The 24,023-nt window shown below is 72.1% G+C and carries 18 protein-coding genes; 7 read left to right on the top strand and 11 right to left on the bottom strand.

From position 1 onward, the window contains the following. The first annotated feature begins 8 nt into the window (after positions 1–8). Positions 9–1,433, top strand: coding sequence for a hypothetical protein (locus tag MED15_RS21050; protein WP_112736730.1), 1,425 nt, complete (start codon positions 9–11; stop codon positions 1,431–1,433). Positions 1,434–1,580: 147 nt separating this feature from the next. On the opposite strand, the gene MED15_RS21045 is transcribed toward MED15_RS21050, so the two are convergent. Together MED15_RS21045 and MED15_RS21040 are read right to left on the bottom strand one after the other, a co-directional pair. Next, a complete protein-coding gene (locus tag MED15_RS21045) occupies positions 1,581–3,059 on the bottom strand; it encodes a glutamate-cysteine ligase family protein (RefSeq protein ID WP_112699490.1) in 1,479 nt (492 codons plus the stop codon). Positions 3,060–3,369: 310 nt separating this feature from the next. Then, positions 3,370–3,951 (bottom strand): YceI family protein, encoded by a 582-nt coding sequence (locus MED15_RS21040; protein WP_112583969.1) that lies wholly within the window; start codon positions 3,949–3,951, stop codon positions 3,370–3,372. 99 nt (positions 3,952–4,050) lie between these two features. Between MED15_RS21040 and MED15_RS21035 the strand changes: the two genes are divergently transcribed. After that, positions 4,051–4,569 carry a MarR family winged helix-turn-helix transcriptional regulator gene (locus MED15_RS21035; protein ID WP_112583968.1) on the top strand — a complete coding sequence of 173 codons (519 nt, stop codon included), beginning with the start codon at positions 4,051–4,053 and terminating at the stop codon, positions 4,567–4,569. Positions 4,570–4,798: 229 nt separating this feature from the next. On the opposite strand, the gene MED15_RS21030 is transcribed toward MED15_RS21035, so the two are convergent. The 3 genes from MED15_RS21030 to MED15_RS21020 all read right to left on the bottom strand — a co-directional run bounded on the left by MED15_RS21030 (position 4,799) and on the right by MED15_RS21020 (position 10,347). After that, on the bottom strand, positions 4,799–7,453 hold the full coding sequence (locus tag MED15_RS21030) for an ATP-binding protein (RefSeq protein WP_112736728.1): 2,655 nt from the start codon (positions 7,451–7,453) through the stop codon (positions 4,799–4,801). 133 nt (positions 7,454–7,586) lie between these two features. Further along, a complete protein-coding gene (locus MED15_RS21025) occupies positions 7,587–8,735 on the bottom strand; it encodes an acyl-CoA dehydrogenase family protein (protein ID WP_112736726.1) in 1,149 nt (382 codons plus the stop codon). A gap of 79 nt (positions 8,736–8,814) precedes the next feature. Beyond that, a complete protein-coding gene (locus tag MED15_RS21020; protein ID WP_112736724.1) occupies positions 8,815–10,347 on the bottom strand; it encodes an acyl-CoA carboxylase subunit beta in 1,533 nt (510 codons plus the stop codon). A gap of 168 nt (positions 10,348–10,515) precedes the next feature. Here MED15_RS21020 and MED15_RS21015 point away from each other — a divergent pair, with 168 nt between their 5' ends. Continuing rightward, entirely contained in the window at positions 10,516–11,076 is a 561-nt protein-coding gene (locus tag MED15_RS21015) for a snapalysin family zinc-dependent metalloprotease (RefSeq protein WP_112583964.1), read from the top strand. A gap of 54 nt (positions 11,077–11,130) precedes the next feature. Here MED15_RS21015 and MED15_RS21010 read toward each other — a convergent pair whose 3' ends face one another. The 5 genes from MED15_RS21010 to MED15_RS20990 form a co-directional block, all read right to left on the bottom strand. After that, positions 11,131–12,051 (bottom strand): hydroxymethylglutaryl-CoA lyase, encoded by a 921-nt coding sequence (locus MED15_RS21010; protein WP_112601220.1) that lies wholly within the window; start codon positions 12,049–12,051, stop codon positions 11,131–11,133. Between the two features lie 142 nt (positions 12,052–12,193). Further along, on the bottom strand, positions 12,194–13,531 hold the full coding sequence (locus MED15_RS21005) for an acetyl-CoA carboxylase biotin carboxylase subunit (protein ID WP_112699494.1): 1,338 nt from the start codon (positions 13,529–13,531) through the stop codon (positions 12,194–12,196). A gap of 71 nt (positions 13,532–13,602) precedes the next feature. Beyond that, a complete protein-coding gene (locus MED15_RS21000) occupies positions 13,603–14,202 on the bottom strand; it encodes a TetR/AcrR family transcriptional regulator (RefSeq protein ID WP_112736722.1) in 600 nt (199 codons plus the stop codon). A gap of 100 nt (positions 14,203–14,302) precedes the next feature. Continuing rightward, a complete protein-coding gene (locus tag MED15_RS20995; protein WP_112736720.1) occupies positions 14,303–17,188 on the bottom strand; it encodes a hypothetical protein in 2,886 nt (961 codons plus the stop codon). Between the two features lie 2 nt (positions 17,189–17,190). Next, on the bottom strand, positions 17,191–18,978 hold the full coding sequence (locus MED15_RS20990; protein WP_112584013.1) for an HSP90 family protein: 1,788 nt from the start codon (positions 18,976–18,978) through the stop codon (positions 17,191–17,193). Between the two features lie 120 nt (positions 18,979–19,098). Here MED15_RS20990 and MED15_RS20985 point away from each other — a divergent pair, with 120 nt between their 5' ends. Beyond that, the gene (locus MED15_RS20985) at positions 19,099–20,322 is read left to right on the top strand and encodes an MFS transporter (RefSeq protein ID WP_112583960.1); all 1,224 of its coding nucleotides are present in this window, start codon (positions 19,099–19,101) and stop codon (positions 20,320–20,322) included. On the opposite strand, the gene MED15_RS20980 is transcribed toward MED15_RS20985, so the two are convergent. Continuing rightward, positions 20,319–21,476 carry an FAD-dependent oxidoreductase gene (locus MED15_RS20980; RefSeq protein WP_112736747.1) on the bottom strand — a complete coding sequence of 386 codons (1,158 nt, stop codon included), beginning with the start codon at positions 21,474–21,476 and terminating at the stop codon, positions 20,319–20,321. The two genes, MED15_RS20985 and MED15_RS20980, sit on opposite strands and share 4 nt — an antisense overlap. A 105-nt stretch (positions 21,477–21,581) precedes the next feature. On the opposite strand from MED15_RS20980, the gene MED15_RS20975 reads away from it, so the two are divergent. From MED15_RS20975 to MED15_RS20965, 3 genes are all read left to right on the top strand, one after another. Further along, positions 21,582–22,163: a TetR/AcrR family transcriptional regulator gene (locus MED15_RS20975; RefSeq protein ID WP_112583959.1), complete on the top strand. Its 582-nt coding sequence runs from the start codon at positions 21,582–21,584 to the stop codon at positions 22,161–22,163. Between the two features lie 71 nt (positions 22,164–22,234). Beyond that, complete coding sequence (locus tag MED15_RS20970) at positions 22,235–22,783, top strand: SigE family RNA polymerase sigma factor (RefSeq protein WP_112583958.1); 549 nt, start codon at positions 22,235–22,237, stop codon at positions 22,781–22,783. Next, positions 22,780–23,973, top strand: a complete 1,194-nt coding sequence (locus MED15_RS20965; RefSeq protein ID WP_112736718.1) for a hypothetical protein — start codon at positions 22,780–22,782, stop codon at positions 23,971–23,973. The genes MED15_RS20970 and MED15_RS20965 overlap by 4 nt, the downstream gene beginning before the upstream one ends. The last annotated feature ends 50 nt before the right edge of the window (positions 23,974–24,023 follow it).

Below are 24,023 nucleotides of genomic sequence, written 5' to 3'. Positions count from 1 at the left end.
TGCCCGGCATGGCCAGACAGGGCTGGGGAGTGTCGATCGCGACGGCGATCGGGGTCGCTGCCGGCGCGGGTGCCGCACAGCTGGGCTTCGGCTACGGGCTCGGCGTCATCACCTGGACGCCCACCGATGCCGGTGCGACCGACACAGCCTGGGCGGACGGCCTCGCCTGGGCCACGTGGCTCGCCGCCAGCTCGACGGTCCTCGGCGCGGTCTGCGCGCAGCGGCTGCACCAACGGAACGTCCCGGCGAAGAGCGTGATCTCTCCGGAAACGTCGCCCGTCGGTGTTGCCCGCCACGAGGGCCCGCAGCTCGACGATCAGGCGCCGGAGCACGAGAGCCCGGTCGACGGGCCTCCACCGGCCGTCGACACCGCCCGGCCAGAGGCGGTGGACACGCCACCACCGGTGGCCGAGCCGCCGGTCCACGACCGAGGTGGCCTGCTGCGCCGGGTGGCCCTGGCGCTTGGCGCCGGGCTGGGCGGGCTGGTCACGGTGCTGTTGATCGCGGTACCGGCGCGGGTCGCGACCGGCGCGGACACCGGCGCCCCGCAACGGACGGCCGCCGTACAGGCGACGCTGGGCATCCTGATCGGCGTCCTCGTCGCGATCTGGGCGCTTCGCTCCCGAGCCGCCGCTGTCAACGTGACCGCGACGGCCGCCTGGCTCTGGCTGCTCGCGGTGATCTCCGTGATCGACGGGGTACGCGTCGGACGAGGGCTGACCGGCGCGCAACTCGGCACCTGGCAGTTCGACCCGGACCACGCCCGGTACTGGATCGGGGGCCAGCTCTACTGGCCCGGTGCGCTGCTGGCACTGGTGCCCGCGCTGCTGATCGGCGTACTGGCCGCCCGGCGGTCCGCCCGCTCGGGCGGGCACCGCGTGGGTGCGGCGGCTTCCGGCGCGGCGGGCCCGGTGCTCGTCGCGCTCGCCTACCTGACCACCCTGCCGCACTGGTCGACGCTGGGCCCCGCGCAGCTGTCCACCCAGCTGATCGCCCCGTACGCGGTGATCGCCGGTATCGGCGGCTCGGTGCTGGCCGCCCGCCTCGGCGAGCGAAGCGAACGGAACCGCCCGGCCGGACAGAGCCGCTCGGCCGAGCTGAGTGCGGTCGCTCGGGACACGGTGGCCGACCCGGCCCCGATTGCCGAGAGCGAGCCCGCGCCGCCGGTCTCCGGCTCGACGGCCGAAACCGCAGCCTCGACGGCCGGAACCTCAGCGCGTCGCAGAAGGGCCGACGCCCCACCGCAGACACCTCGGACGGGCTCGCTGCCGGGCGACGCCACCGCCGCACCGCAGATTCCCGCCCCGCGTACGGACCCGGACCTCGCGGATCCCGCCGGCCGTCCCACCGAAGCAACGGCGGCAGAGGACCTGACCCCCACCAGCCGGCGCACCCGAGCAGCCCGCCGCACCACCCGCCCCACCACCGACTAACCCCCGCCCCACCCTGCACCCCCGACCCACCCTGGGCCCCCGACCCACCCTGGGCCCCCGACCCACCCTGTTGATCATGCAGTTATTGCCACCGCTCTCGGCGTGTCATGGCAATAACTTCATGATCAACGCGTTCGAGGCGGGGGGTCAGGTGGTTGGCCAGGTGTGGACGGGTTGGTTGGTGCGCTGGAGTTCGGCGTAGCGCTGGACCATGTGGTGTAGCGCGGCCGTCCGGTCCATGCCGTGGTGCCGCTCCGCCGCCCACACCGCCTCGGTCTGCCAGGCGGCGCCGTTGCGGCCGGTACGGCAACGCTGCTCGATGATGCCGAGCAGCCGGTCCCGCTGCGTTGGGGCGACACCGAACCCGTCCAGCCCGGTGGCGGCGGTGGGCAGCAGTTGGTCCAGGACCAACTTGGTGACCGGCACGTCGCCGAGCCCGGGCCAGTGCAGCACGGCGTCGAGGCCACGTCGGGCGGCGGCGTGGAAGTTCTCCTCGGCGGAGCTGAAGGTGAGTTGACTCCAGATCGGGCGGTCGGCCTCGGCCAGACCGCGTACCAGCCCGAAGTAGAAGGCCGCGTTGGCCAGCATGTCCACCACCGTCGGGCCAGCCGGCAGCACCCGGTTCTCCACCCGCAGGTGGGGGCGGCCGTTCATGATGTCGTACACCGGACGGTTCCACCGGTAGACGGTGCCGTTGTGCAGCCGCAGCTCCCCGAGCTGTGGCACACCGCCGGCGTGCAGGACCTCCACCGGGTCCTCGTCCTCGCAGATCGGCAGCAGCGGCGGGAAGTACCGCACGTTCTCCTCGAACAGGTCGAAGATCGAGGTGATCCACCGTTCGCCGAACCACACCCGCGGCCGTACGCCCTGGGCCTTCAGCTCGTCCGGGCGGGTGTCGGTGGCCTGCTGAAACAGAGCGATCCGCGTTTCGGCCCACAGTTGGCGGCCGTACAGGAAGGGGCTGTTCGCCCCGACCGCCACCTGCACTCCGGCGATGGCCTGGGACGCGTTCCAGTAGTCGGCGAAGCTGTCCGGGGCGACCTGGAGGTGGAACTGGAGGCTCGTGCAGGCGGCCTCCGGGGCGATCGAGTCGGTGTGCGTGCGCAACTGCTCGACGCCGCGAATGTCCAGCTCGATGTCCTCGCCTCGGGCGCCGACGATCTGGTCGTTGAGCACCCGGTAACGCTCGTTGGTGGAGAGGTTGTCCTCGACCAGGTGCCCCTCGGTGAGGGTGGGCAGGATACCGACCAGGACGATCTTCGCGTCGGACCTGGCGGCACGCTCGTCGGCCCGGGAGAGGCTGCCCCGCAGGTCGTGCTCGTAGTCGGCGAAGCCGGTGCCCTCGATCAGTCGGGGCTCGGCGTTGAGTTCCAGGTTGAACTGCCCCAACTCGGTCTGAAAGAGGGGGTCCGCGATGTCGGCGAGGATCTCCTCGTTGCGCATCGCCGGCTCGGCCGCCGAGTCGACCAGGTTGAGTTCTATCTCCAGGCCGGTCATCGGCCGGTCGGCGTCGAAGCCGAAGTCGTCCAGCATCAGGGCGAAGACGTCCAGGCACCGCCGCACCTTCTGCCGATATCGGACGCGATCATCCCGGGTGAAGGCGCCCTCTGAGACGTCCCTGCCCATGTGTCCTCCCGACAGCCGGCGCGGTCGGGATCCTGCCGTCCCGGAAGCGCTTTGTGAAGCATCCACGGTAAGAGCGCCCACCTGACCGGGGCCAGAGGCCGACGGCGGTGATCCGACGTCGACCGGGGCGGACGCGCTCGTGGCGCCATCTGTACCCCGTCGTCGACCGGCTGGACCCGATTGCGGTGCGAACAACCCGTGACAATTACCACCAGTGGGAACGACGCAGGGCCCGCGCCGACGTGCGGCGCGGGCCCTGCGTACCGGATCGCCGGGAGGATTCCCCCTGCCCTCCGGCGATCCTCGGGGATCAGGCCTGACGGACGGCCTCGCCCTCGATCTCGATCTTGATCTTGCGGCTGACCAGCACGCCCCCGGTCTCCAGGGCGACGTTCCAGGTCAGGCCGAACTCCTCGCGGTCGATCTCGGTGCTCGCGGAGAAGCCGAAGATGTCCTGGCCGAACGGGCTGCGGCCGACACCCTCGAACTCCACCTCCAGCTCGACCGGGCGGGTGACGTCCTTGATGGTCAGCTCACCGGTGAGCACGAACTCGCTGCCGCGGCGGGACTTGACCCCGGTGCTGCGGAACTCCAGCGTCGGGAACTTCTCGGCGTCCAGGAACTCGGGGCTGCGCAGGTGCGCGTCCCGGTCGGCCTGGGTGGTGTCGACGCTGGCGGCCTGAATGGTGGCGACGACCGACGACTGCAGCGGGTCCTCGGCGACGGTGATGGTGGCGGTCGCCTCGTTGAACTCACCGCGAACCTTGCTCACCATCATGTGCCGGGCAACGAAGCCGACCCGCTTGTGCGCCACGTCGAGCGCGTAGGTGCCGGCCGCCGGGATCGTGAGGCCGTCCCAGTCGCGGGTAACCGCATCGATGCTGCTGGTCATGCTGCTGTCCTCCAGGAGATTGTTTAGTAGCCCAACGACTGCTTGAGCAAATATAACCGCAACAACATTCCCCGTGTCAAGCACTGGTATGATGAACGGGTGACCAACGTCTTCGACGATCCCCGGATCACCGCCGTCGGCCTGCTCTTCGAGGCACACGCCGGGCTGTCAGCCCGGTTCAACGCCCAACTCGAGGAGCACGGCCTCTCCGCGGTCGAGTTCGAGGTCATCACCCGACTGGCCCGCTCGCCGGGCAACCAACTACGCATGACCGACCTCGCCGCACAGACCTCCCTGTCGACCAGCGGAGTGACCCGTGTGGTGGACCGAATGGAGCGCGACGGGTTGCTCACCCGCCGGGCCTGCCCGAATGACCGACGCAGCTCGTACGCGGTGGTCACCGCCGCCGGGATGCAACGCCTGAACGAGACGCTGCCCGGGCATCTGCAGATGATTGAGCAGTGGTTCACCGGGCAGCTCGACCCCGAGGCGCTGGCGGCCCTCCTCGACGGGTTGCGGCGGGTCCGCGACGCCGCGCATCCGTGCGCCACCGCCGGCAGTGACGACGTCAGTCCGGAGCAGGTCGCCGCCACCGACAACGCCGCCCGACGGCACTGATCAGCACCCGCCGTCGGGCGGCGGCAGCGGCAGAAAGACCGGCAGAAATGACCCAGCCAAGCTGGAGAATTCGGTCCAAGCCGACTTTCTGCCACCGCGCCGGTGGCAGGCTTCCCGCACCGGGGATCACCGGGGGGTGACGGCGCGGGCGATCAGCGAGGGGTAGCACCAAAGGGGGCTCTTCGCCCGCGCCACTCTCCCGTCGCGATCCGCTCGGGGAGAGCGCAGGCTACTGAGCCGGTCCGCCTCGGGCGGCGATCAGCGCGTAGAGCAGGCCCGACTCCTGCGGCAACAGCCGGATGCCGCCCTCCGCACAGACCCGGTCCAGTCGATCGAGCACTGACGGGTCCGCAGTGCTCGCAGCCAGCCCAACCAAAGCCTCCACCACGTCGCGGCGATCCTGCCCCGCATGGTCAGCGGCGGCCGCGAACCACTCGGCAGCCAACTCCCGGTCGCCCCGGTGCAGCGCCAGGTTCCCCTCGATCAGCGCACAGAGCCCGGCCTCCGGCCCACCCCAGGCCAGCGCCGCGTCGTCCGGGCGCTGGCGCGGCACGGTCGGTCGCGCCGGCAGCGCCTCCACGCCCCCGGCGCGCAGCTCGGTCAGCACCTCGGTCGCCTCCGCGGCTCGCCCGTCCTGGGCGAGCGCCAGCCCGACGGTCCCGAGCACCCGACGGCGACGCCCGGGATCACCCAACTCGGACAGGGCCGCGATCGCTCGCCGGCCACGATCGATGGCGTCCGCGTACCAGCCCTCCAGTCGGGCGACCTCGGCTCGATTGGCCCAGCCCAGCACCCGCAGTCGCTGCTCCCCACTCTCGGCGGCGAGTCGGTCCACCGCGGCGAGCCGGCGGCGGGCGGCGGCCAGATCGCCCACGCGGATCTCGTGCCAGGCGAGGCTGTTCTGGGCCACCGCCAGGTCCCGGGTCCGCCCGTTGCGGGCGGCCAACCGCAGCAGCGCCTCGGCCTGCTCGCGCGCCTCGTCCTGCAGCCCGACGGAGATCAGCAGGGTGCCGAGCACGTTTCGCGCCTCCAACTCTCCGGTGACGTCGCCGGCCTGCCGGAAGGTGTCCAACGCCGCACGGGCCGTCGACAACTCCTCGGCGCCCGCGCCGTGCTCCGCCGCGAGCCGGGCGACCCCGAGGGCGGCCCAGGCACGCAGAAGAGGATCGGCGTCGGCGGTCCGCGGGTCCGCCAGCAGCCGCCGTAACCACTGCCGCCCGACGACGTCGCGTCCGCGGAACCGCCACCACCGGGTCAGGCAGGCCGCCAGCCGCAGCGCGGTCAACGGGTCGTCGGTAGCCGCGTGGGCCAACGACGAGCTGATGTCGCTGCTCATCTCGTCCAGCCGGTGCACCGCGTCGGGTAACCGTGGGCCGATCAGGTCGGTGGCGGTACGGGCCACCAGGCGCGCGATGACTTCCGCGTGTCGACGGCGGATGCAGGTCAGCTCACCTGCACCGGCCGCCTGCTCGACGGCGTAGTCACGGACCGCGTCGAGCAGCCGGAACCGGAACGACCCGGTTCCGCGTACGCTCAGCAGCCCCAACTCGACGAAGCGGTCCAACAGTGGAACCGGGTCGATCGCCACAGTGCCGTCCCGGTCGGCCTCGTCGGCGAGCATCTCCTCGGCCAACTCGACCGACCACCGGTTGCCGAAGACGGCCAGTTGCCGCAGCGCGGCCTGTTCGTCCGACGCCAACAGGCGGTAGCTGAACGCCACCGCATCCCGCAGGGTGACGGCGACCGAGACCGCCGCACGGGTGTCGGGTCCGCTCGTCCGGCTGCTGAGCGGCTCCGGTGCGTCCCAGGCCGGGTGGGCGGACGCGTCGGCGGGAGTGGCCAGGTCGAGCACCCGGTCGCCGTACCGGTCGAGCAGTTCGGTGAGGTCGAGGAGACGGCCCCGGGCGGCCATCAGCTCGATGGCCAACGGCAGCCCACCCAACCGGCGCACCAACGCGGCGAGCGCAGGCAGCTCAGCGGGGGTGGGTGGCTCGCGGCGGACCTGAGCGAGCCGGGCGGTGAACAACGCGACCGCCGGCCACGATTCGAGCCCGGAGTGCTCGGCCTCCGCTGGTGGCACGTCGAGCGGTGCGACCGGCCAGACCCGCTCACCGGGCAACCCGACCGGGTGCCGCCCGGTGACCAGCACCCGCAGCGAGGGCAGTGCGCCGAGCAACCGGTGCACTGTCGCGGCCACCGGGCCCGGGGCGCGCTCCACCGCGTCCATCACCAGCAGCGTCGGCCGCCCGGCGAGCAGCGCCACGAGTTCGGACAGGCGTGCCACGCCGAGCATGGACATCGAGGCGGCGAGCACGTCCGGACCGTCTGCGCCTTCGCCCACCAGCACCCCGGCGACACCGGCCGGGTGAGCGGCGGCCACCCGGTGCGCCACCGACGTCGCCAGGGCGGTCTTGCCGACGCCGGCCAACCCGACGAGGCTGACCAACCGGGGTCCTCGCTCCGCGTTCAGCATCCCGGCCAGCTCGGTGAGGTCGCGCTCCCGGCCGATCAACGCGACCGGCGGCGGGAGCGCGACCGACGGGTCGGCGGGTGCGGCCGCCGACGTGGCGTTGCCGCCGACCGCGAACGTCGTCGAGGTGGCGTCCGGCGAGGCCGGTTCGGCACCGGCGCCGCGGGCCGCGGCCAGGAACGCCGCCCGACTGGTGCCGGTCAGCGCCAGCGCACCGGCGAGCAGCTCGACAGTGGTGCGTTGTGGCCGGATCGACCGGCCACGCTCCAGATCACGCACTGTCCGCACACCCACCCCGGCCCGGGACGCCAGCTCGGCCTGGGTGAGGCCGGCGGCGCGTCGATGCCCGCGGAGCAGCTCCGGCAGAGTGGTACGTCCAGCCGGGCTCCGCGACCAGTCATGATCCGGAGTCATGGGCACGAAGAGTACGGATGGACTCCGACCGTCGGCAGTCGAACGTCGGGCTACTGACGCCCGCTCGCCGAAACCCGACAGCCGTACGGACAGTCCGTCCGGGACGACCGGCCGATCAGTTCGGCTGGGCCACTCAGAGGCCCAGATCCCGGGCGATGATCATGCGTTGCACCTCACTGGTGCCCTCGCCGATCTCCAGGATCTTGGAGTCACGCCAGAACCGGGCCACCGGGTACTCGTTCATGAAGCCGTACCCGCCGTGGATCTGGGTGGCCTCCCGGGCGTTGTCCACAGCGATCGTGCTGGCGTGCAGTTTGGCGATGGCGGCCTGCCGCTTGAACGGCTCGCCGGCCAGCATCCGCGCGGCGGCGTCGTAGTACGCCAGGCGAGCGGTGTGTGCCTTCAGCTCCATGTCGGCGATCTTGAACTGGATGGCCTGGTTGGCGCCGATCGGCTGACCGAAGGCGTGCCGCTCCTTCGCGTACTTGATCGACTCGTCGACACAGCCCTGCGCGAGGCCGACGGCGAGCGCGGCGATGGCGATCCGGCCCTCGTCGAGGATCCGCAGAAACTGCGCGAAACCCCGACCCCGCGCGCCGAGCAGGTTGGCGGCCGGCACCCGGCAGTCGTCGAAGGTCAGCTCGTGGGTGTCCGAGGCGGTCCAGCCCACTTTGGAGTAGCCGGGCGCGACGGTGAACCCGGGCGTGCCGGTCGGCACGATGATCGTCGACAACTCCTTGGAGCCGTCCGGGTTCATGCCGGTCACCGCGGTGACCGTGACCATGGCCGTGATGTCGGTGCCCGAGTTGGTGATGAACGCCTTCGACCCGTTGATCACCCACTCGTCGCCGTCCAGCACCGCCCGGGTCTGCGTGCCGGCGGCGTCCGAGCCGGTGCCCGGCTCGGTGAGACCGAAGCCGGCCAGCGCCTCGCCGCTGAGCAGCCGGGGCAGCCAGGTCGCCTTCTGCTCCTCGGTGCCGAAGCGGTAGATCGGCATCGCGCCCAGCGAGACCGCCGCCTCCAACGTGATGGCCACGCTGGAGTCGACCCGGGCCAACTCCTCCAGGGCCAGGCAGAGCGCGAAGTAGTCGCCGCCCATGCCGCCGTGCTCCTCGGCGAAGGGCAGGCCGAACAGACCCATCTTGCCCATCTGCCGGATCACCTCGTACGGGAAGGTGTGCTGCTCGTAGTGCTCGGCGATGACCGGGGCGATCACCTCGCGGGCGAACTCCCGCACGCTCTCGCGCAGCGCCGCTTGTTCGTCGGTGAGCCGGAAGTCCATCTCATCCTCCTGTAAGGACGGTCCGCCTCGGCGCTCGTGACGCCGGCGGGCGGGTCGCTGTGCGGGCCCGAGTCGATGATCAGACCGGGGTGACGCCGTGCCGACGGCGGGAGAAGTGCCGATCCTTGGTACGCGCCGCCGCGAATCGACGGACCAGCTCGGTGCGCAGGTCGTGCGGCTCGACGATGGCGTCCACCACCAGCTCACTGGCCAGCCGGACGACGTCGATGTCCTGCTCGTACTCGGCCCGCTTGGCGGCGACGAAGGCCGCCCGCTCGTCCTCGTCCGCAATCGCGGCGATCTTGTTGGCGTAGACCGCGTTCACTGCGGCCTCGGCGCCCATCACGGCGATCTTCGCGCTCGGCAGCGCGATCGTGGCGTCCGGCTCGAACCCGGGGCCGGCCATCGCGTAGAGACCGGCGCCGTACGCCTTGCGGACCACCACGCAGATCTTCGGCACGGTCGCCTCGGAGATCGCGGTGATCATCTTGGCGCCGTGCCGGATGATGCCCTGTTTCTCCACCACGCTGCCGACCATGAAGCCGGGCACGTCGCTGAGGAACAGCAGCGGCACGTTGAACGCGTCGCAGAGCTGCACGAACCGGGTCGCCTTGTCGGCCGAGTCGACGAAGAGCACGCCGCCCTTGAACATCGAGTTGTTGCCGACCACGCCGACGACCTGACCGTCGAGACGGCCGAAGCCGATGGTCAACTCCTTGGCCCAGAGCGCCTGGATCTCGAAGAACGAACCCTCGTCGAGCAGGCCCTTGACGTACCGCCGCATGTCGAACGCCTGCCGCTCGCTGGCCGGCACCAACGCGGCCAGGTCGACCTTCGCGGACGCGGCGACCGCCGGTGCGGTCGGCGGCGCCTGCGTCCAGTTCGCCGGCAGGTACGACAGGTAGGTCTTCACGACATCGAGCGCGTCGGCCTCGGTTTTGCAGAGGAAGTGCCCCACGCCGGATTCGGCGGTGTGCACCTTCGCCCCGCCCATCGCCTCCAGGGTGGTCTTCTCGCCGGTGACCATCTCGACCATCCGGTCGGAACCGAGGTACATACTGGCGTTGCCGTCGACCAGCGCCACCACGTCGCAGAACGCCGGGATGTAGGCACCACCGGCGGCGCTCGGGCCGAACAGCGCGCAGACCTGTGGGATCGAGCCGGAGGCGCGAACCTGGTTCCAGAAGATCTTCCCGGCGCCGCGTCGACCGGGGAAGAGATCGACCTGGTCGGTGATCCGGGCGCCGGCCGAGTCGACCAGGTAGACCATCGGCACGCCGGCGCCGTACGCCCGCTCGATGATCCTGATGATCTTCTCGACGGTGCGGGCGCCCCAGCTGCCGGCCTTGACTGTGGAGTCGTTGGCCATCAGGCAGACCTGTCGGCCGTCGATCGTGGCGGTGCCGGTCACCACGCCGTCGGCGGGCAGCCCCTCGGCGAGCGCGTTGGCGTAGAGGCCGTCCTCGACGAACGAGCCCTCGTCGACCAGGAGCGCGACCCGTTCACGGGCGAAGAGCTTGCCCTTGGCCGCGTTGGCCGCGTGGTACTTGTCCGCGCCGCCGGACCGGGCCCGCTTGCGCAGCTGCTCCAGTGCCTCACCGTCGAGCGTCACGCCGACTCCTCCGCCATACTGACCTGAACGATCGTTAGGCTAGCGCATCGGCGCGGTTGTCGGCGACCTACGAGCGAACCAGACAGCGAAGCCGAGAGCAAGACATTGAAAAACGTGAATACACATCGCTAGGCTCCTGGCACCCCTCCTCCCAGATCGGAGTCAGCGATGACCTCACGACTCAACCGGCTCGCCGTCGCGTTGCTCGCGACGACACTCGCCACCCTCGGCATCACGGTCGCCAACCCGTCGCCCGCGTCCGCCGCCATGACCATCTGCTACAACACCAGCCAGGCGGGAAGCTACGCCAGCGTCGCCAACCAGGCCGCCTCGATCTGGAACAACGCCACCGTCAACCTGACGCTCTCCGCCAACTGCGGCTCCAACCTGCGCATCTACCGGATCACCGGCGGCGGCTCGTACGCCCAGCGGACCAGCCTGGGCAACGGCCGGGTCTACATCGACACCCAGCAGGCCGCCCAGTACAGCGTGCTGCGGATCATGACCCACGAGATCGGGCACATCCTCGGCCTGCCGGACAACTACAACGGAAACTGCGCCCTGCTGATGTCCGGCGGCAGCGCCGGCACCAGCTGCACCAACGCCTACCCGAGCTCCGCCGAGGCGAGCCGGGTGAGCAACCTCTTCGCCGGCACGTTCAGCGCCACGGACCGCAGCGCGGACATCTTCCGCGACAGTTGGCCGAGCGCCCTCACCTCAGTGAGCTGATCGACCTGGCACGTGGAAGGGGCCGGCGCGCGCGCCGGCCCCTTCGTCGCGTCCTCAGCTCGGCAGCGGCGTCAGCCGGGTACGCGGACCGGCCCGCAGCACACCGGACGGCAGCTTCTTGCCGAGCAACTCCTCGGCCAGCTCCGCCGCCTCGATCAGGGCCGGCAGGTCGATGCCGGTGTCGATGCCCATGTCGTGCAGCATGTGCACGGCCTCCTCGGTGGCCAGGTTGCCGCTCGCTCCCGGCGCGTACGGGCAGCCACCGAGGCCACCGACGCTGGCGTCGAACTCGGTCACCCCCAGCTCCAGCGCGGTCAGCAGGTTGGCCAGCGCCGTACCCCGGGTGTTGTGGAAGTGCAGCAGGACCGGCACATGCGCGTTGCTGTCGCGTACCGCGGTCAGCAGCTCGCGGACCCGACGTGGGGTGCCCATGCCGGTGGTGTCGCCGAACGCGACCCGGTCCGCGCCGTCGCGGACCACCCGGTCCACGATCCCGGCCACCCGCTGCGGGTCGATGTCCCCCTCGTACGGGCAGCCGAAGCTGGTCGCCACGATCACCTCGACCCGCGCCGACGCACCGTGCAGCAGGTCGATCAGCTCGGCGATGTCGTCCAGCGACTCGTCCGTGGACCGGTTGACGTTGCGCCGGTTGTGGGTGTCGCTGGCCGAGACCACCACCTCGATCTCGGTGAATCCGGCGGCGAGGGCCCGCTGGGCGCCTCGGGTGTTCGGCACCAGCGCGGAGTACCGCACGCCGTCGGCCTTCACCGCCCGCTGCCACACCTCGTCGGCGTCGGCCATCTGCGGGATCGCCTTGGGGTGCACGAACGACACCGCCTCGATTCGGCGTACGCCGGTGCCGGAGAGGGCGTCGAGCAGCCGCACCTTGGCGTCGGTCGGGATCGGGTCCTCGTTCTGCAACCCGTCCCGCGGCCCAACCTCGCGGATCGAGACGGAATCTGGCAGGTCCGCCATAAGGGGTCACCTCACTGTGACGAAAGCAGCGCTTAGGGGGTCCTCCCAGCATGCCACCCCACTGTTGATCAAGAGGTTTGCGTCATCCGCGGGGCAGATCCTGACGGAAACCTCTTGATCACCGCGGGTGGGCGGGGGGCGGTCAGCGCATGCGGGAGACGATGCCGGTGTCGTAGGCGCCGGAGAGAAACTCGTCGTTGGTGAGCAGCTCGGCGAAGAAGGGAACGTTGTTCTTCGGGCCCTCGATCTGGAAGGCCGCGACGGCTGCCTTCGCGCGATCGAGCGCCTCGTCGCGGGTCGCGCCGCTGACGATCAGCTTGGCCAGCAGGCTGTCGTAGAACGGGGTGACCGTGTTGCCCTCGGTGTAGCCGGAGTCCACCCGGACCCCCTCGCCCGTCGGCTCCACCCACGTCCTGATCACACCCGGGCCGGGCAGGAAGCGCTTCGGGTCCTCCGCGTTGATCCGCATCTCGATGGCGTGCCCACCCGGGGTCAACGCGTCCGGGTCGAACGTCGGCGCCAACCCGGAGGCCACCCGCAACTGCTCCTCGACCAGGTCGATGCCGTAGACGTACTCGGTCACCGGGTGCTCCACCTGCAACCGCGTGTTCATCTCCAGGAAGAAGAACTCGCCGGTGGATGGGTCGAGCAGGCACTCCACAGTGCCCGCGTTGCGGTAGCCGACCGCCTCGCCGGCCCGCACCGCCGCCGCCAGCAGCCGGGATCGCAGCTCCGGTGAGACCGCCGGCGACGGGGACTCCTCGACCAGCTTCTGGTTGCGCCGCTGCACCGAGCACTCCCGCTCGCCGAGCGCCACCACCCGGCCATCGGCCAGGCCGAGGATCTGCACCTCGACGTGCCGTACCCGGGGAAAGTACCGCTCGATCAACACCGAACCGTCGCCGAACATCCGCTCGGCGAACGCGCGCACCTTGTCGTACTCGGTGCGCAGCGCCGCCTCGTCGACGGCCACGCCCATGCCCATGCCGCCACCGCCGGCGGCGGCCTTGACCATCACCGGGTAGCCGATCTCGGCCGCGGCCGTCACCGCAGCGTCCAGGTCGGCGGCCGGGTCTGTGGTACCCGGTGCGACCGGAACACCGGCCGCCGCCATCAGGTTCCGGGCGTTGATCTTGTCTCCCATCGCGGTGATCGCGTCCGCGTCGGGTCCGACCCAGATCAGGCCGCTCGCCTCGACGGTACGGGCGAACTCGGCGTTCTCCGACAGGAAGCCGTACCCGGGGTGGATCGCCTGCGCGCCCGTCGACTTCGCGGCGGCGAGGATCGCCTCGGTGTTGCGGTAGCTCAGCGCCGGGTTCGGTGGGCCGATGAGGACGGCCTCGTCCGCCTCCGCGACGAACGGCAGGTCGGCGTCGGCCTCCGAGTGCACCGCGATCACGCGGATGCCGAGCCGCTTGGCGGTCCGGATGATCCGGCGGGCGATCTCGCCCCGATTGGCGACCAGCAGTGACTCGATCATGTTTCCTCCCGGCGTCCGGATGGTGGGACGATGTCAGGGAATCATGACCGGCACGGTTCTGACGAGTCGGCTCAGGCGAGCAGCGCGGCCAGGGTCGCGCCGCGCAGCAACTCGGCGCGACGTCGCCGATCCACCTCACCACCGAGGAACGGCGTCGAGTTCATCAGGCCGAACGCGGCGTGCGCGAGCACCCGCGCCTCACCGTCGGGCATCCCCGGGTGCAGCGCGGTGAGCACTGTCACCCAATCCTCGACGTAGAGCCGTTGCAGGCGACGAATCCGGCGCCGCGGCTCCTCGGGCAGGCGGTCCAGCTCGTGCAGGTGCAACGCGATCACCGCCGGGTTGGCCAGCGCGAACTCGACGTGGAAGTCGATCAGCGACTCCAGCACCCCGCGCGGGTCGTCCGAACCCCCGGCGGCGCGTTCCCGCCCACCGGCCAGCAACCCCTCACTGACCGGAATCAGCGCGGCGGCCAGCATGGCTTCCTTGCCGGCGAAGTGGTGGTAGAGCGCCGGACCGGTGACCCCGGCGGCCGCGCCGATGTCGTCCATCGACACGCCGTGATAACCACGCGCCGCGAACAGACCTACCGCGATCTCCAGGATCTCGTCCTTGCGGGACCTGCGCCGGCCCGCACCCGCCGCACCCCGTGCCTGCTGCTCCACCGTCACCGGGCAAGCCTAGACCGCGACGAGCCCGCGATGGTTGCCGGTCAGTTCCGTCCGCCCCCGGCCGGGCCGCCCCTGACCTGGCCAGGGGCGGCCGGCGAGGTCAGTCGTCCTCGTCCAGGTCATGCTCCGCGCGCAGCGCGGCGGCTTCCGCGGGTCGATCGAGCAGATCCAGTGCCCTAGCCAGCAGCCAGGCCGTCTGGCGGACCTGCCGCGAAGCGGCCGGCAACCCACCGAGCACGCGGCGCAGCAGCGGTTCCGCCTCGGCCGGCCGGTCCAGGCGCAGCAGCAGCTCACCGATCAGGGCCTCCACCTGGGCGGCCTCGCCGAACGCCTCGATCGAGCGCAACCGGTCCGGTACCCCGGTGAGCCGGCCCAGCGCCTCGTCCAGTCGCTCCTCCCCGGTGAGCACCCGCGCTCCGGCCTCGGCCGCCATCGCCAGCTCGTACAGCACCGGCGGATCGGCCTGCCCGGCCAGCTTCGCCGCCAACCCGTCCACCACCTCGACGGCGCGCAACGCCGCGTCCCGGTCGTCGGCCCAGAACCAGGCGTACGTCTCCCGTCGGCGCGCACGCAGCTCGTCCAGCGGCAGATCACCGAGCCGGTACGCCTCAGCCGCCGCGGCGAACCGCTCGCCCGCCGCCGCGTCCCGGTCGGCGTCGTAAAGGATCCCGCCGGCCTCCTCCAGCACCTGCGCCCGGTGCGGAAGATTGTCCGGTCCGTCCAGATTGCTGGCCAACTGCTCCAACAGGGCCAACGCGGGATCGATCTCACCAAGTCCGGCGTAGACGCCAGCCAGCAGGTGCCGGCAGCGGTCGGCCTCCGCCTGGGCGCCCAGCCGATCCAGACCGAGCACGGCCTCCTCGGCGACCTCGGCGGCCTCGGCGAGCCGGCCCACCATCCGGTACGCGTTCGCCAGCTCCCACCGCAGGAACGCGTCCCCCTCGGCGCCCCGCTCCACGCACAGCGTCACCGCCTCGACGAAGTCGTCCACCGCGTCCGGGGCCCGGCCGGCCGCCAGCAACGCCCGGGCGCGAGCGACCCGGACCGGCAGCTCCGCGTCCGCCGGTGCCGCCTCCAACGCCTCGTCGCAGGCGGTCACGGCGTCCGCCGGATCGTCGACCAGCCGCGCGTACGCCAGGGCTGCGCCCGTGACCACCTCGCCGACACCCAACTCCCGGCCGATCCGGCGTGCCTCGTCGACGGCGGCGCGGGCCTCGTCGACGCGGTCCAACTGCTCCAGCAGGTGCCCGCGGTGCAGTGCGATCCGGGCCGCCAGGTGCCGGTCGCCGCCCGCGTCGGCCGGTACCCGGTCGAGCGCGGCGAGCGCGTCCGCCCAACGCTCGCGGTGCAGCAGCGCCAAAGCCACCCGGTCGTGTCCGGCCGCCCGTTGCCGGGCGTCGCCGAGCCGGTCCAGGACCTCGGCCGCCTCCCGGACCAGCAGCAGGCCTTCCTCGCTTTCCTCGTCGGACCGGGTCAACAGCACGCCGAGCCGCCCGGCGACCGTCTGGGCGGCCACCTCCTCGCCCGCCTCCCGGTACAGCTCCACCGCCGCCCGATTCAGCTTGATCGCACCATCGATGTCGTCCTCGTCGCCACGCTCCGACGCGCGCAGCGCCAGCCGGTGCGCGGACGTGCGGGCGGACAGCTCGGCGGAGCCGAACCGGTCGTCGAAGGCGACCAGCGCCGCCCGGAAGGTGGCCCGGTCGTGCCGACCCCAGCTCTGCTCCGCGAGGTCCAGCAGATCGTCCGGGCCGGCGTCGACCGGCAGGGTCACGGCCTGTGGTTCAGCCCCGCCGCTTCGCACTCGCCGGGCCCGGTCGGCTGACGACGCTGGTGTGCCCGCCCCGACGACCGACTGCTCCGCGACCGGGCGGGTCGGGCGGCGACGGACGCTCGCCGACAGGGCTACATGCTCCCCGCTCGCCTGCGCGGCGAGCCGACGAGCGATCCACTCCGACTGCTGGCTCGTGCCGTTACGGGCGTCGAAGCGGGCGGCCAGACCGTCCGCCGTCTCGGCCAGTTCGTCCGCCAACGACGCCGCCGACACCTCGGCGGCCGGCCGGCCCTCGGCGGCCCGGCGGTACACGGTCGACGGCCCGGCCTGACGCAGCGCTGCGGAGGACGCCGCCGCGAAGTGCATGGCGGCGGCCGGCGACGGCGGCCGGTCCAGCCAGTCCAGGTGCCGCTCGACCAGCTCGACCGCCCGCGCCTCGTTGCCGGTCAGCGTGCAGAACTCGATGTGGTCCGCGATGTCCCACAGGTCCGCGAGGTTGCCGCGCAGCCGGCGGTACGCCTCCCGGTGCGCGTCCCGCGCCTCCTCGGCCCGCCCGGTGCGCAGGTACGGCAGGAGCAGCGCGGTGAGGATCGCCTGCGGCTGCTCGGTGCAGGTGAGCCGACCGGCGAGCACCGGCTCGGCCAGCGCCACCGCCTCGGCGTCCCGGCCGGTGTCGGCGAGGTAGCTCACCTGGCTCGTCGGATCACAGCCTGCGCAGTCGGAGAGTTCGTCGCGAGGGGTGGTCTGCCAGAGCCGGTACCAGTGCGCGGCGGCCTCGACGTCGCCCACGTGCTCGGCAACCCGGAACCGGTGCTTGTGCACTGCCTGAAGGCTGTGCCCGCCGGCCCGGTAGCGCCGCTCCATGTCGTCCAGCACCGCGTACGTGCGGTCCAGTGGCACCTCGGGGAACTTCAGCAGGCCGGACGCCATGTACTTGAAGTGCCACAGCAGCTGGTGCAGGTGGCGCTGATGGTAGGGCTGCGGGTCCCTGTCGAACTCGGACAGGCACCAGGAGAAGGTCACGAAGGACTTGGCCGGCTCACCGCCGTAGATGTAGCCGGTGGTGGCCTGCATGCGGGTGACGAACGCAAGGTGCCGGTCGTCGGCGGCGTCCACCCGGCGCAGCAGTTGCTCCAGCGCGGCGATCTGCCCCGCCCCGTACGGCATGTCGGCGATGCCGCGCAGCACCCGCCACAGATCCTCGTCGCTCATGCTCACTCCCGTCCCGGGACAGCCCGGCCGAGCAGGCCGAGGAAGGAATCGTTCAGCAGCGCGGCGTCGGCCGCGCGGATCGGATGGTGGCCGAGCAGCAGCGCCTGCCCGTACAGCGCCTCGATGGCCAGACCGACCAGCTCCGGGTCGCCCAGCATGGTCACCCGTCGTACCAGCGGGTTGCGGTGGTTGAGCACCAACTGCGGACGGTCCGGCGGGGCGGTGGCGGCGAGCGCGTCGAGCACTCCGCCCCACAGTTCGTCGGCCCGGTCCCGACTGGCGGCGAGCTGGTCGTTGAACGCCGCCGACCGGCTGACCAGGTAGAGCGCGGGCAGCGAGACCGGGTCGTACGCCCTGATGACCACCTCGCAGCCGGAACGCTCGACGGCCCGCTGCGCCGCCGTGAGGAACTGTCGCAGCGCCAACTCCACCTGCGGGTCGAGCGCGTCGAACCGGGTGGTCAGGTCGCTCGGTTCCAGCCGTTCGATCAGCACCGAGCGGTCCACCACCGGCAGCCGCTCGATCAGTTCGGTGTCGTACGTGTAGCCGGCATTGACCACAGCCAGGTCCTGCGCGGCGGCGACCGCGGCGAGCTGACGGAACTCGTCGAGGCTCGCCGCGTAGCGGACCACGCCGTGGCGTTCGCGGAACTCGGCGAGGGTGAGCGTGCCGACGTTGGTGTCCATGGGCCACCACCGGTCGACCAGCCGGAGCATCTCGTCGTCGTGCAGCGCCAGGGCCTTCACGCCGAGGTGGTGCACCTGGAGGAACTCGGCCAGCCGGTGCGGGTCGTGCCGGGCCAACCGGACCAGCCAGCCGCGCACCTGGTCGCCGAGCGCCTCCCGGGTCGCCGTCAGCAGGGTGTCCTCGTAGAGGGCCTCCCGGCTGGCGGTCGGGCGCAGCTCGGTCGCGTCCACCACGCAGTGCGCGAAGAACGCCCACTCCGGCAGCAGCCCGTCGGCGTTCTCGGTGAGCAGCATCCGCTTGAGGTAGACGCGGTGCCCGGCCCGGGCCGCCGGGTTCACCGGCGTCGGCAGGATGACGGCGACACCGGTCAGCCCGGCCTCCGGCACGGCCAGCGGCAGGACGTCGAACGGGTCCACGCCGAGCGTCTCCCGGGCGTAGCGGATCAGCGCCGCGCGGTCCAGTGGCGCACCCGGCGTGGTCGGCCAGGGCGGCTCCCCGGTGGTGGTGACGACGTCGCCGACGCGGACGGTGACCGGCAGCAGCGCGCCGAAGAGCCGGGCCAGGTCGGTGACTGTCGCTGTGGTGAACCACTGGTCCGCGTCGCGGCGGGGCACCAGCGTGACGGTGGTGCCCGGCTCGGCGCGGGCGGCTTCCGGCGGGGCCACCGTCACCGCGTAGCGGCCGTCGGCGTACCCGGTCCAGCGAACCGTGGGGTTGTCGCCGTGCCTGGTGAGCACCTGGATCTCGTCGGCCACCAGGAAGCAGGAGAGCAGGCCGATGCCGAACTGGCCGAGGAACTCGTGCCGGGAGAAACCGAGCTCGTCGCGCTTCGAGCTGCGGCCGATGGTGGCCAGCAGCTCGTGCACCTGCGCCTCGGTCAGACCGATGCCGGTGTCGTGCACCCGTAGCGTGCCGTCGCCGGTGCTGTCCGGGGGTTCGATGCGTACCAGCGCCGGCGCGTCCGGCTCGGTCCTGCGTCGGGCGGTGATCGCGTCCACCGCGTTCTGGAGCAGCTCGCGGACGTAGACCCGCGGGCTGCCGTAGAGGTGATGACTGAGCAGGTCAACCACGCCACGTAGGTCGACCTGGAAAGTGTGGTCCACGCCTGATGTCTCCCCGGTCCCGATGCCGGCGCTCACCGTACCCATGATCACCGACAGGCGCGGTCCCCTTCTGCCCGGCGGCTTGACCCTCGACCCGGTCGAACCGGCACGGTCGCCGGCATGACTTCCTCCGCTCTGGGCCGGGACTTCCGGCTCCTGTGGTCCGCGGCCGTCTCGTCCCGGTTCGGGGACGCGCTGCGTACCCCGGCACTGGCCCTGCTGGCCGCGACAGTGACCCGTGATCCGCGGATCATCGCGGCGGTCACCGTGGTCGGGCAGTTGCCGCCGCTGCTCTTCGGCCTGCTGGGCGGTGTGTACGCGGACCGCTGGGACCGCCGTCGAACGATGGCAGTGGTCGACGGGGTACGCGCTGCCGTGGTGGCGGCGCTGGCCGTGGTGGTCGCACTCAACCGGGTCAGTGTCCTGGTGCTGCTGGTGGCGGCGTTTCTGCTCGCCACCCTGGGCACTCTCTTCGACTCCGCGTCGTTCGCGCTGCTCCCCGCGTTGGTGCCGCCGGACGCGCTGCCCCGGGCGAACGGCCGGCTCCAGGCGGGGTCGGCGGTGGCCGGTGGCTTCCTCGGAGCGCCCGCCGCCGGTGTCCTGTTCGCCGTCGCCCCGGCCCTTCCGTTCGCCCTCGACGCCGTGACCTTCGCGGCGGCCGCCCTGCTCGTGCTGGCTCTCAGTCCGCCTCTCGCTATCACCCCGGGGACTGCGCGGCGGCGCGGCTCGGTGTGGAGCGAGATCGTCGAAGGGCTGCGTTGGCTGCGGGCGCACCGGACCCTGTGGCGGGTCACGCTGCTCACCGCCGCGAGCAACCTGGCGATCAGCGGAATCATGGCGGTGCTGGTGCTCTACGCGCTGGACGTGCTGCGGGTGCCCCCGGCCGGGTACGGGCTGTTCACCGCCGCCGCCATCGTCGGGGGCGTGGCGGGGGCGCTCGGTGCGGGGCGGCTCGCCGCCCGGCTCGGCACGGTGCCGGCGCTGCGTGCGGTGCTGGCCGTGGAGACCGTGGCACTGACCGGGTTCGCGCTGGCTCGGCATCCGGTGTCGGGCGGGATCGCGCTGGCCGTCTTCGCCGCCGGCACCGTCGTGTGGAACAGCCTGTGGGCGTCGTACGGGCAGCGGCAGGTGCCGAGCGAACTGCTGGGCCGGGTCGGCGCGGCCCAGCGGATGGTCGGTCTGCTCACCGCACCGCTCGGGGCGGCGCTCGCCGGGTTGGCCGCCGCGGCGTACGGCACGGCGCCGGTGGCGGGCGCGGCGGCGGCGACGTTCGCGCTGGTCACCGGCGCCGCGTGGCGGACACTGCGACCGACCGCGCCCGTCGTGATGAGCCGCGCGGGCTAGCCCGGCGTCCGCTCCCGGTGCGACAGCCCGGACAGGCGCAGCGCGATGCGCCGACGGGCCGGTGGGACGGCACCGAGCAGCCGGAGCAGCACGTCCCGGGCGGGCCGACGAGCCGGGGAGACGCCGGCCAACCTGGTCAGCCCGGCGGCGAAGCTCAGCACGTCCTCGGCCATCGGCCGCTGCCGGGCGCTGTAGTCGTCGAGCAGCGTCTCCGGGCCGCCGTCGAGCACGTCCGCCACGGCGGTGCCGAGCGCGACCGCGTCGCAGATGCCGAGGTTCATGCCCTGCCCACCGGCCGGGCTGTGCACGTGCCCGGCGTCGCCGGCCAGCAGCACCGGCCCGGCGCGGAAGGTGTCGGCGATCCGGTGGTGCACCCGGAACCGGGAGCCCCAGAGCACCTCGGTCACCCGGTCGGGTCGTCGCGCCGGGCCGCGCTCGTCGAGCAGCGCCTGGAGGTAGGCCGCGTCCGGTTCGGCCGGGGCGCTCGCCACGGCGGCGACCAACCGGACCACCCCACCGGGCAGTGGTGCCCAGACCAGCGGTCCGGGCCGGGCGAGGAAGAGCGCCGCCTCGTCGCGGGGCAGCACACTGTGCACCCGCACGTCGGCGAGCACGAAGGACTCCTCGTCGCTGCCGCCGGTGAAGCCGATGCCGGCCAACTGCCGGACCGTGCTGTGCAGGCCGTCCGCGCCGACCACGAACCGGGCCCGCAGCGCCTCGTCGTCGACCTGCGCGAGCATGCCGTCACCGGCGCGGCTCAGCCCGGTGAGCTGGCACGGCCGTCGTACCTGGACACCGAGTTCGGCCAACTTCTCGGTGAGCACTGCCTCGGTGACCGCCTGGGAGACCAGCAGCGCGTAGGGGAAGCGGGACGGCAGCTCGTGGAACGGCACCGACAGCAGCACCCGGTCCCGGTCGCGCACCGTGAAACGCGGCGTCCGCACCGCCTCGGCGATCAGCGGCGCCGCGGCGTCGATCCCGTCCAGCACCTCCAGGGTGTACGCGTGCACGACGGCGGCGCGGGAGGTCGTCGGCGGCGCGGCCAACCGGTCCAGCACTGTCACCTCGACCCCGCGCCGGGCCAACGTCAACGCGGTGGCGAGACCGGTGGGGCCGGCGCCCACCACCAGAACGTCGGTGCTCGTGGGCAGCATGGCCACCTCCAGAAACCATTGCCAACATCTGTTGGCAAACACTTGTTGGCAACGCTAGGGCCCTCCTGATTGCGTGTCAACACCTGTTGGCCTACGGTCGTTGGCATGACCCCGTCCGCGCAGTCGACCCAGCCCCGCCGCTCCGACGCCACCCGGGCGGCGATCCTGCGAGCGGCCCGGGAACGGTTCGCGGCCGACGGCTACGAGCGCGCCACTATCCGGGCCATCGCCGCCGACGCCCAGATCGACCCGTCGATGGTGATGCGCTACTACGGCAGCAAGGAGGGGCTCTTCGCGGCGGCGGCCGAGTTCGACCTACGCCTGCCCGACCTGACCTCGGTGCCGCCCGCTCAACTCGGTGAGGTGCTGGTCCGGCACTTCCTCGCCCGCTGGGAGGGCGACGAGACGCTGGTGGCGCTGCTGCGGGCCGCCAGCACCAACCCCGGTGCGGCCGAACGCATGCGCGGCATCTTCGCCGACCAGCTCACCGCCGCGGTGGCCACGTTCGGCAGCGACCCGGCGCTGACCGCCCGACGGGCCGGCCTGGTGGCCAGTCAGGTCCTCGGCCTCGCCTTCACCCGATACATCGTCCGCCTGCCGCCCATGGTGGACACCACGCCGGAAGAGCTGGTCTCCTGGATCGCGCCGACCCTCCAGCGCTATCTGACCGGAACGCCACCGAGCTGACCCAACCTTTTCCCACCTCCCGTGCGTCTGCCAGATGACGCGTACAGCGCGACGGCCGGGGAGGGGGGCGGATGGCGCCGACGAGGGACGACGGACGCGACGGCTACCTCGCCTTCGTGGAGAACCACCAGCACCGGCTGCTCCGCGCGGCCTACCTGATCTGCGGCAACCGGCATCAGGCCGAAGACCTCCTCCAGGACGCGCTGCTGAAGCTGGCGCTGCGCTGGTCCTCGGTCCGCGACGGCGACCCCTCCGCGTACGTGCGCGCCATCCTCTACCGCGACTCGGTGTCGTGGTGGCGTCGCCGACGGCGGGAATGGCTCAGCGCCGCGCCGCCGGACCAGGTGGCCCACGACCGTGACGGCGCGTTACGGCTGACGATGCACGACGCGCTGGGCCTGCTGCCACCGCGGCAGCGGGCCGTGCTGGTGTTGCGCTACTACGAGGACCTGACCGAGGTCGCCACCGCCGAAGCGCTCGGGGTGACCGTCGGCACCGTGAAGAGCCAGTGCCATGCGGCGCTGCGCCGACTCCGCGAGGTCGCCCCGGAACTCGCCCGCGATGCCCGACCGGGCCGAGGCTCGGCCGATCTGGCCAGCGGTCTGGAGGTGAACCCGTGAACGAGCAGGAACTACGCCGACTGCTGACCGTCAGCGTCGAGGACGTGCTCCCCAGCCAGCCGGCCGCCGCCGGATGGGAGCGGGCCCGCCGTACCCGGCGTACCCGGCGCGCCGTCGCAGTGGTCGCTCTGGCCGTGGTGCTGGTCGGTGGTGGCACTGTGGCGGCGCTGCGACCGCCCGCCGACCCGGCGCCGGCCCCTCCGGTCGGCCCGACGGTGACCCCGACCGTCGACCCGTCCCACGCGGGTCCGGTGCAGAAACCGCCCGCCGAGCTGACCTTCCCGCCCGATCCGTTGGCCAGGCTCGGCGACCCGGCGACAGTGCCGCTCTCCGAGCGACCGGTCCAGCGGGCACTGGCGTTGTTCCAGCCGCTGACCGAGGAGGGTAGCGAGGACGGCCCGGTTCGGGTGCTCGGCAACGACGGCGTGGTGCGCAGCCTCGACGTGGTGGCACTGGCACCCACCCGGGACGCGGGCGGCAACGAGGCAACGGCCCTGAAGCCGGGAGTGCTGTCGCCGGACGGCCGGTCGGCCGCGTTCGCGCAGACCAAAGAGCTGATCATGATCGACCTCACCACCGCAGCCGTTCGCCGGATACCGCTCGACGGCTACCTGGAGCAGGTGGTGTGGGCGCACGACCGGGTGCTGGTCGGGGGTGACGACCGGACGTACGCGGTGGACAGGGTCACCGGGGCGGCCAGCACGATCGACGTGTCGACCTGGGAGTTGATCGCCCCCGACCCGGCCGCCGGCCGCGAGGCCCCGTTGATCGACATGTACGGCCAGGGGGCCAGCCTGAAGCTACGCACCCGGACCGCCCGGGAGGGCGAACTCCGCTCCGAACAGCCGGTCACCGCCGCGGCGCTGCCCTCGCCCTACCAGGTCAACGAGTTCTACGGCCGAGGCTGGCTGCACGGCGAGCGAATGGCGCGGGCAGCCTGGATCACCAGCAGCGAGATCGACGGTGCCGAGGGAGCCGCGGTGCTGGACGCGCGGACCGGGGCCGTGCTGCACCTGCTCGACCTGGGCCGGGATCGCAGCAAGGGCTGCTGTGTCGTGCTGGGCTGGGACAACAAGGGCGCGGTGCTGCTCCGGCTGGAACCGGCCGCCCTGGCGCGCTGGCACCCGGAGACCGGCGAGATCACCGGCATCGTCCGCGACCTGCGCGGCGTGTTCGCACTCGCCAGCTGACAAGGGTCGCGTCGTCTCGACGTGATCGACTCGGGTTCGTTGATATCGCG

This window comes from Micromonospora noduli (assembly GCF_003264475.1).
Classification (GTDB): domain Bacteria; phylum Actinomycetota; class Actinomycetes; order Mycobacteriales; family Micromonosporaceae; genus Micromonospora; species Micromonospora noduli.
The sequence above is the reverse complement of the archived record's forward strand: the minus strand, read 5'-3'. Positions and strand labels throughout refer to the sequence as shown.

What these genes read in the sequence shown, in the direction of transcription:
- MED15_RS21025 (WP_112736726.1), bottom strand. Translation starts at nt 8,735, where the DNA reads ATGGACTTCCGGCTCACCGACGAACAAGCGGCGCTGCGCGAGAGCGTG.
- MED15_RS21015 (WP_112583964.1), top strand. Translation starts at nt 10,516, where the DNA reads ATGACCTCACGACTCAACCGGCTCGCCGTCGCGTTGCTCGCGACGACA.
- MED15_RS21005 (WP_112699494.1), bottom strand. Translation starts at nt 13,531, where the DNA reads ATGATCGAGTCACTGCTGGTCGCCAATCGGGGCGAGATCGCCCGCCGG.
- MED15_RS20995 (WP_112736720.1), bottom strand. Translation starts at nt 17,188, where the DNA reads ATGAGCGACGAGGATCTGTGGCGGGTGCTGCGCGGCATCGCCGACATG.
- MED15_RS21050 (WP_112736730.1), top strand. Translation starts at nt 9, where the DNA reads ATGGCCAGACAGGGCTGGGGAGTGTCGATCGCGACGGCGATCGGGGTC.
- MED15_RS21045 (WP_112699490.1), bottom strand. Translation starts at nt 3,059, where the DNA reads ATGGGCAGGGACGTCTCAGAGGGCGCCTTCACCCGGGATGATCGCGTC.
- MED15_RS21010 (WP_112601220.1), bottom strand. Translation starts at nt 12,051, where the DNA reads ATGGCGGACCTGCCAGATTCCGTCTCGATCCGCGAGGTTGGGCCGCGG.
- MED15_RS20975 (WP_112583959.1), top strand. Translation starts at nt 21,582, where the DNA reads ATGACCCCGTCCGCGCAGTCGACCCAGCCCCGCCGCTCCGACGCCACC.
- MED15_RS21040 (WP_112583969.1), bottom strand. Translation starts at nt 3,951, where the DNA reads ATGACCAGCAGCATCGATGCGGTTACCCGCGACTGGGACGGCCTCACG.
- MED15_RS20980 (WP_112736747.1), bottom strand. Translation starts at nt 21,476, where the DNA reads ATGCTGCCCACGAGCACCGACGTTCTGGTGGTGGGCGCCGGCCCCACC.
- MED15_RS20985 (WP_112583960.1), top strand. Translation starts at nt 19,099, where the DNA reads ATGACTTCCTCCGCTCTGGGCCGGGACTTCCGGCTCCTGTGGTCCGCG.
- MED15_RS21030 (WP_112736728.1), bottom strand. Translation starts at nt 7,453, where the DNA reads ATGACTCCGGATCATGACTGGTCGCGGAGCCCGGCTGGACGTACCACT.
- MED15_RS20970 (WP_112583958.1), top strand. Translation starts at nt 22,235, where the DNA reads ATGGCGCCGACGAGGGACGACGGACGCGACGGCTACCTCGCCTTCGTG.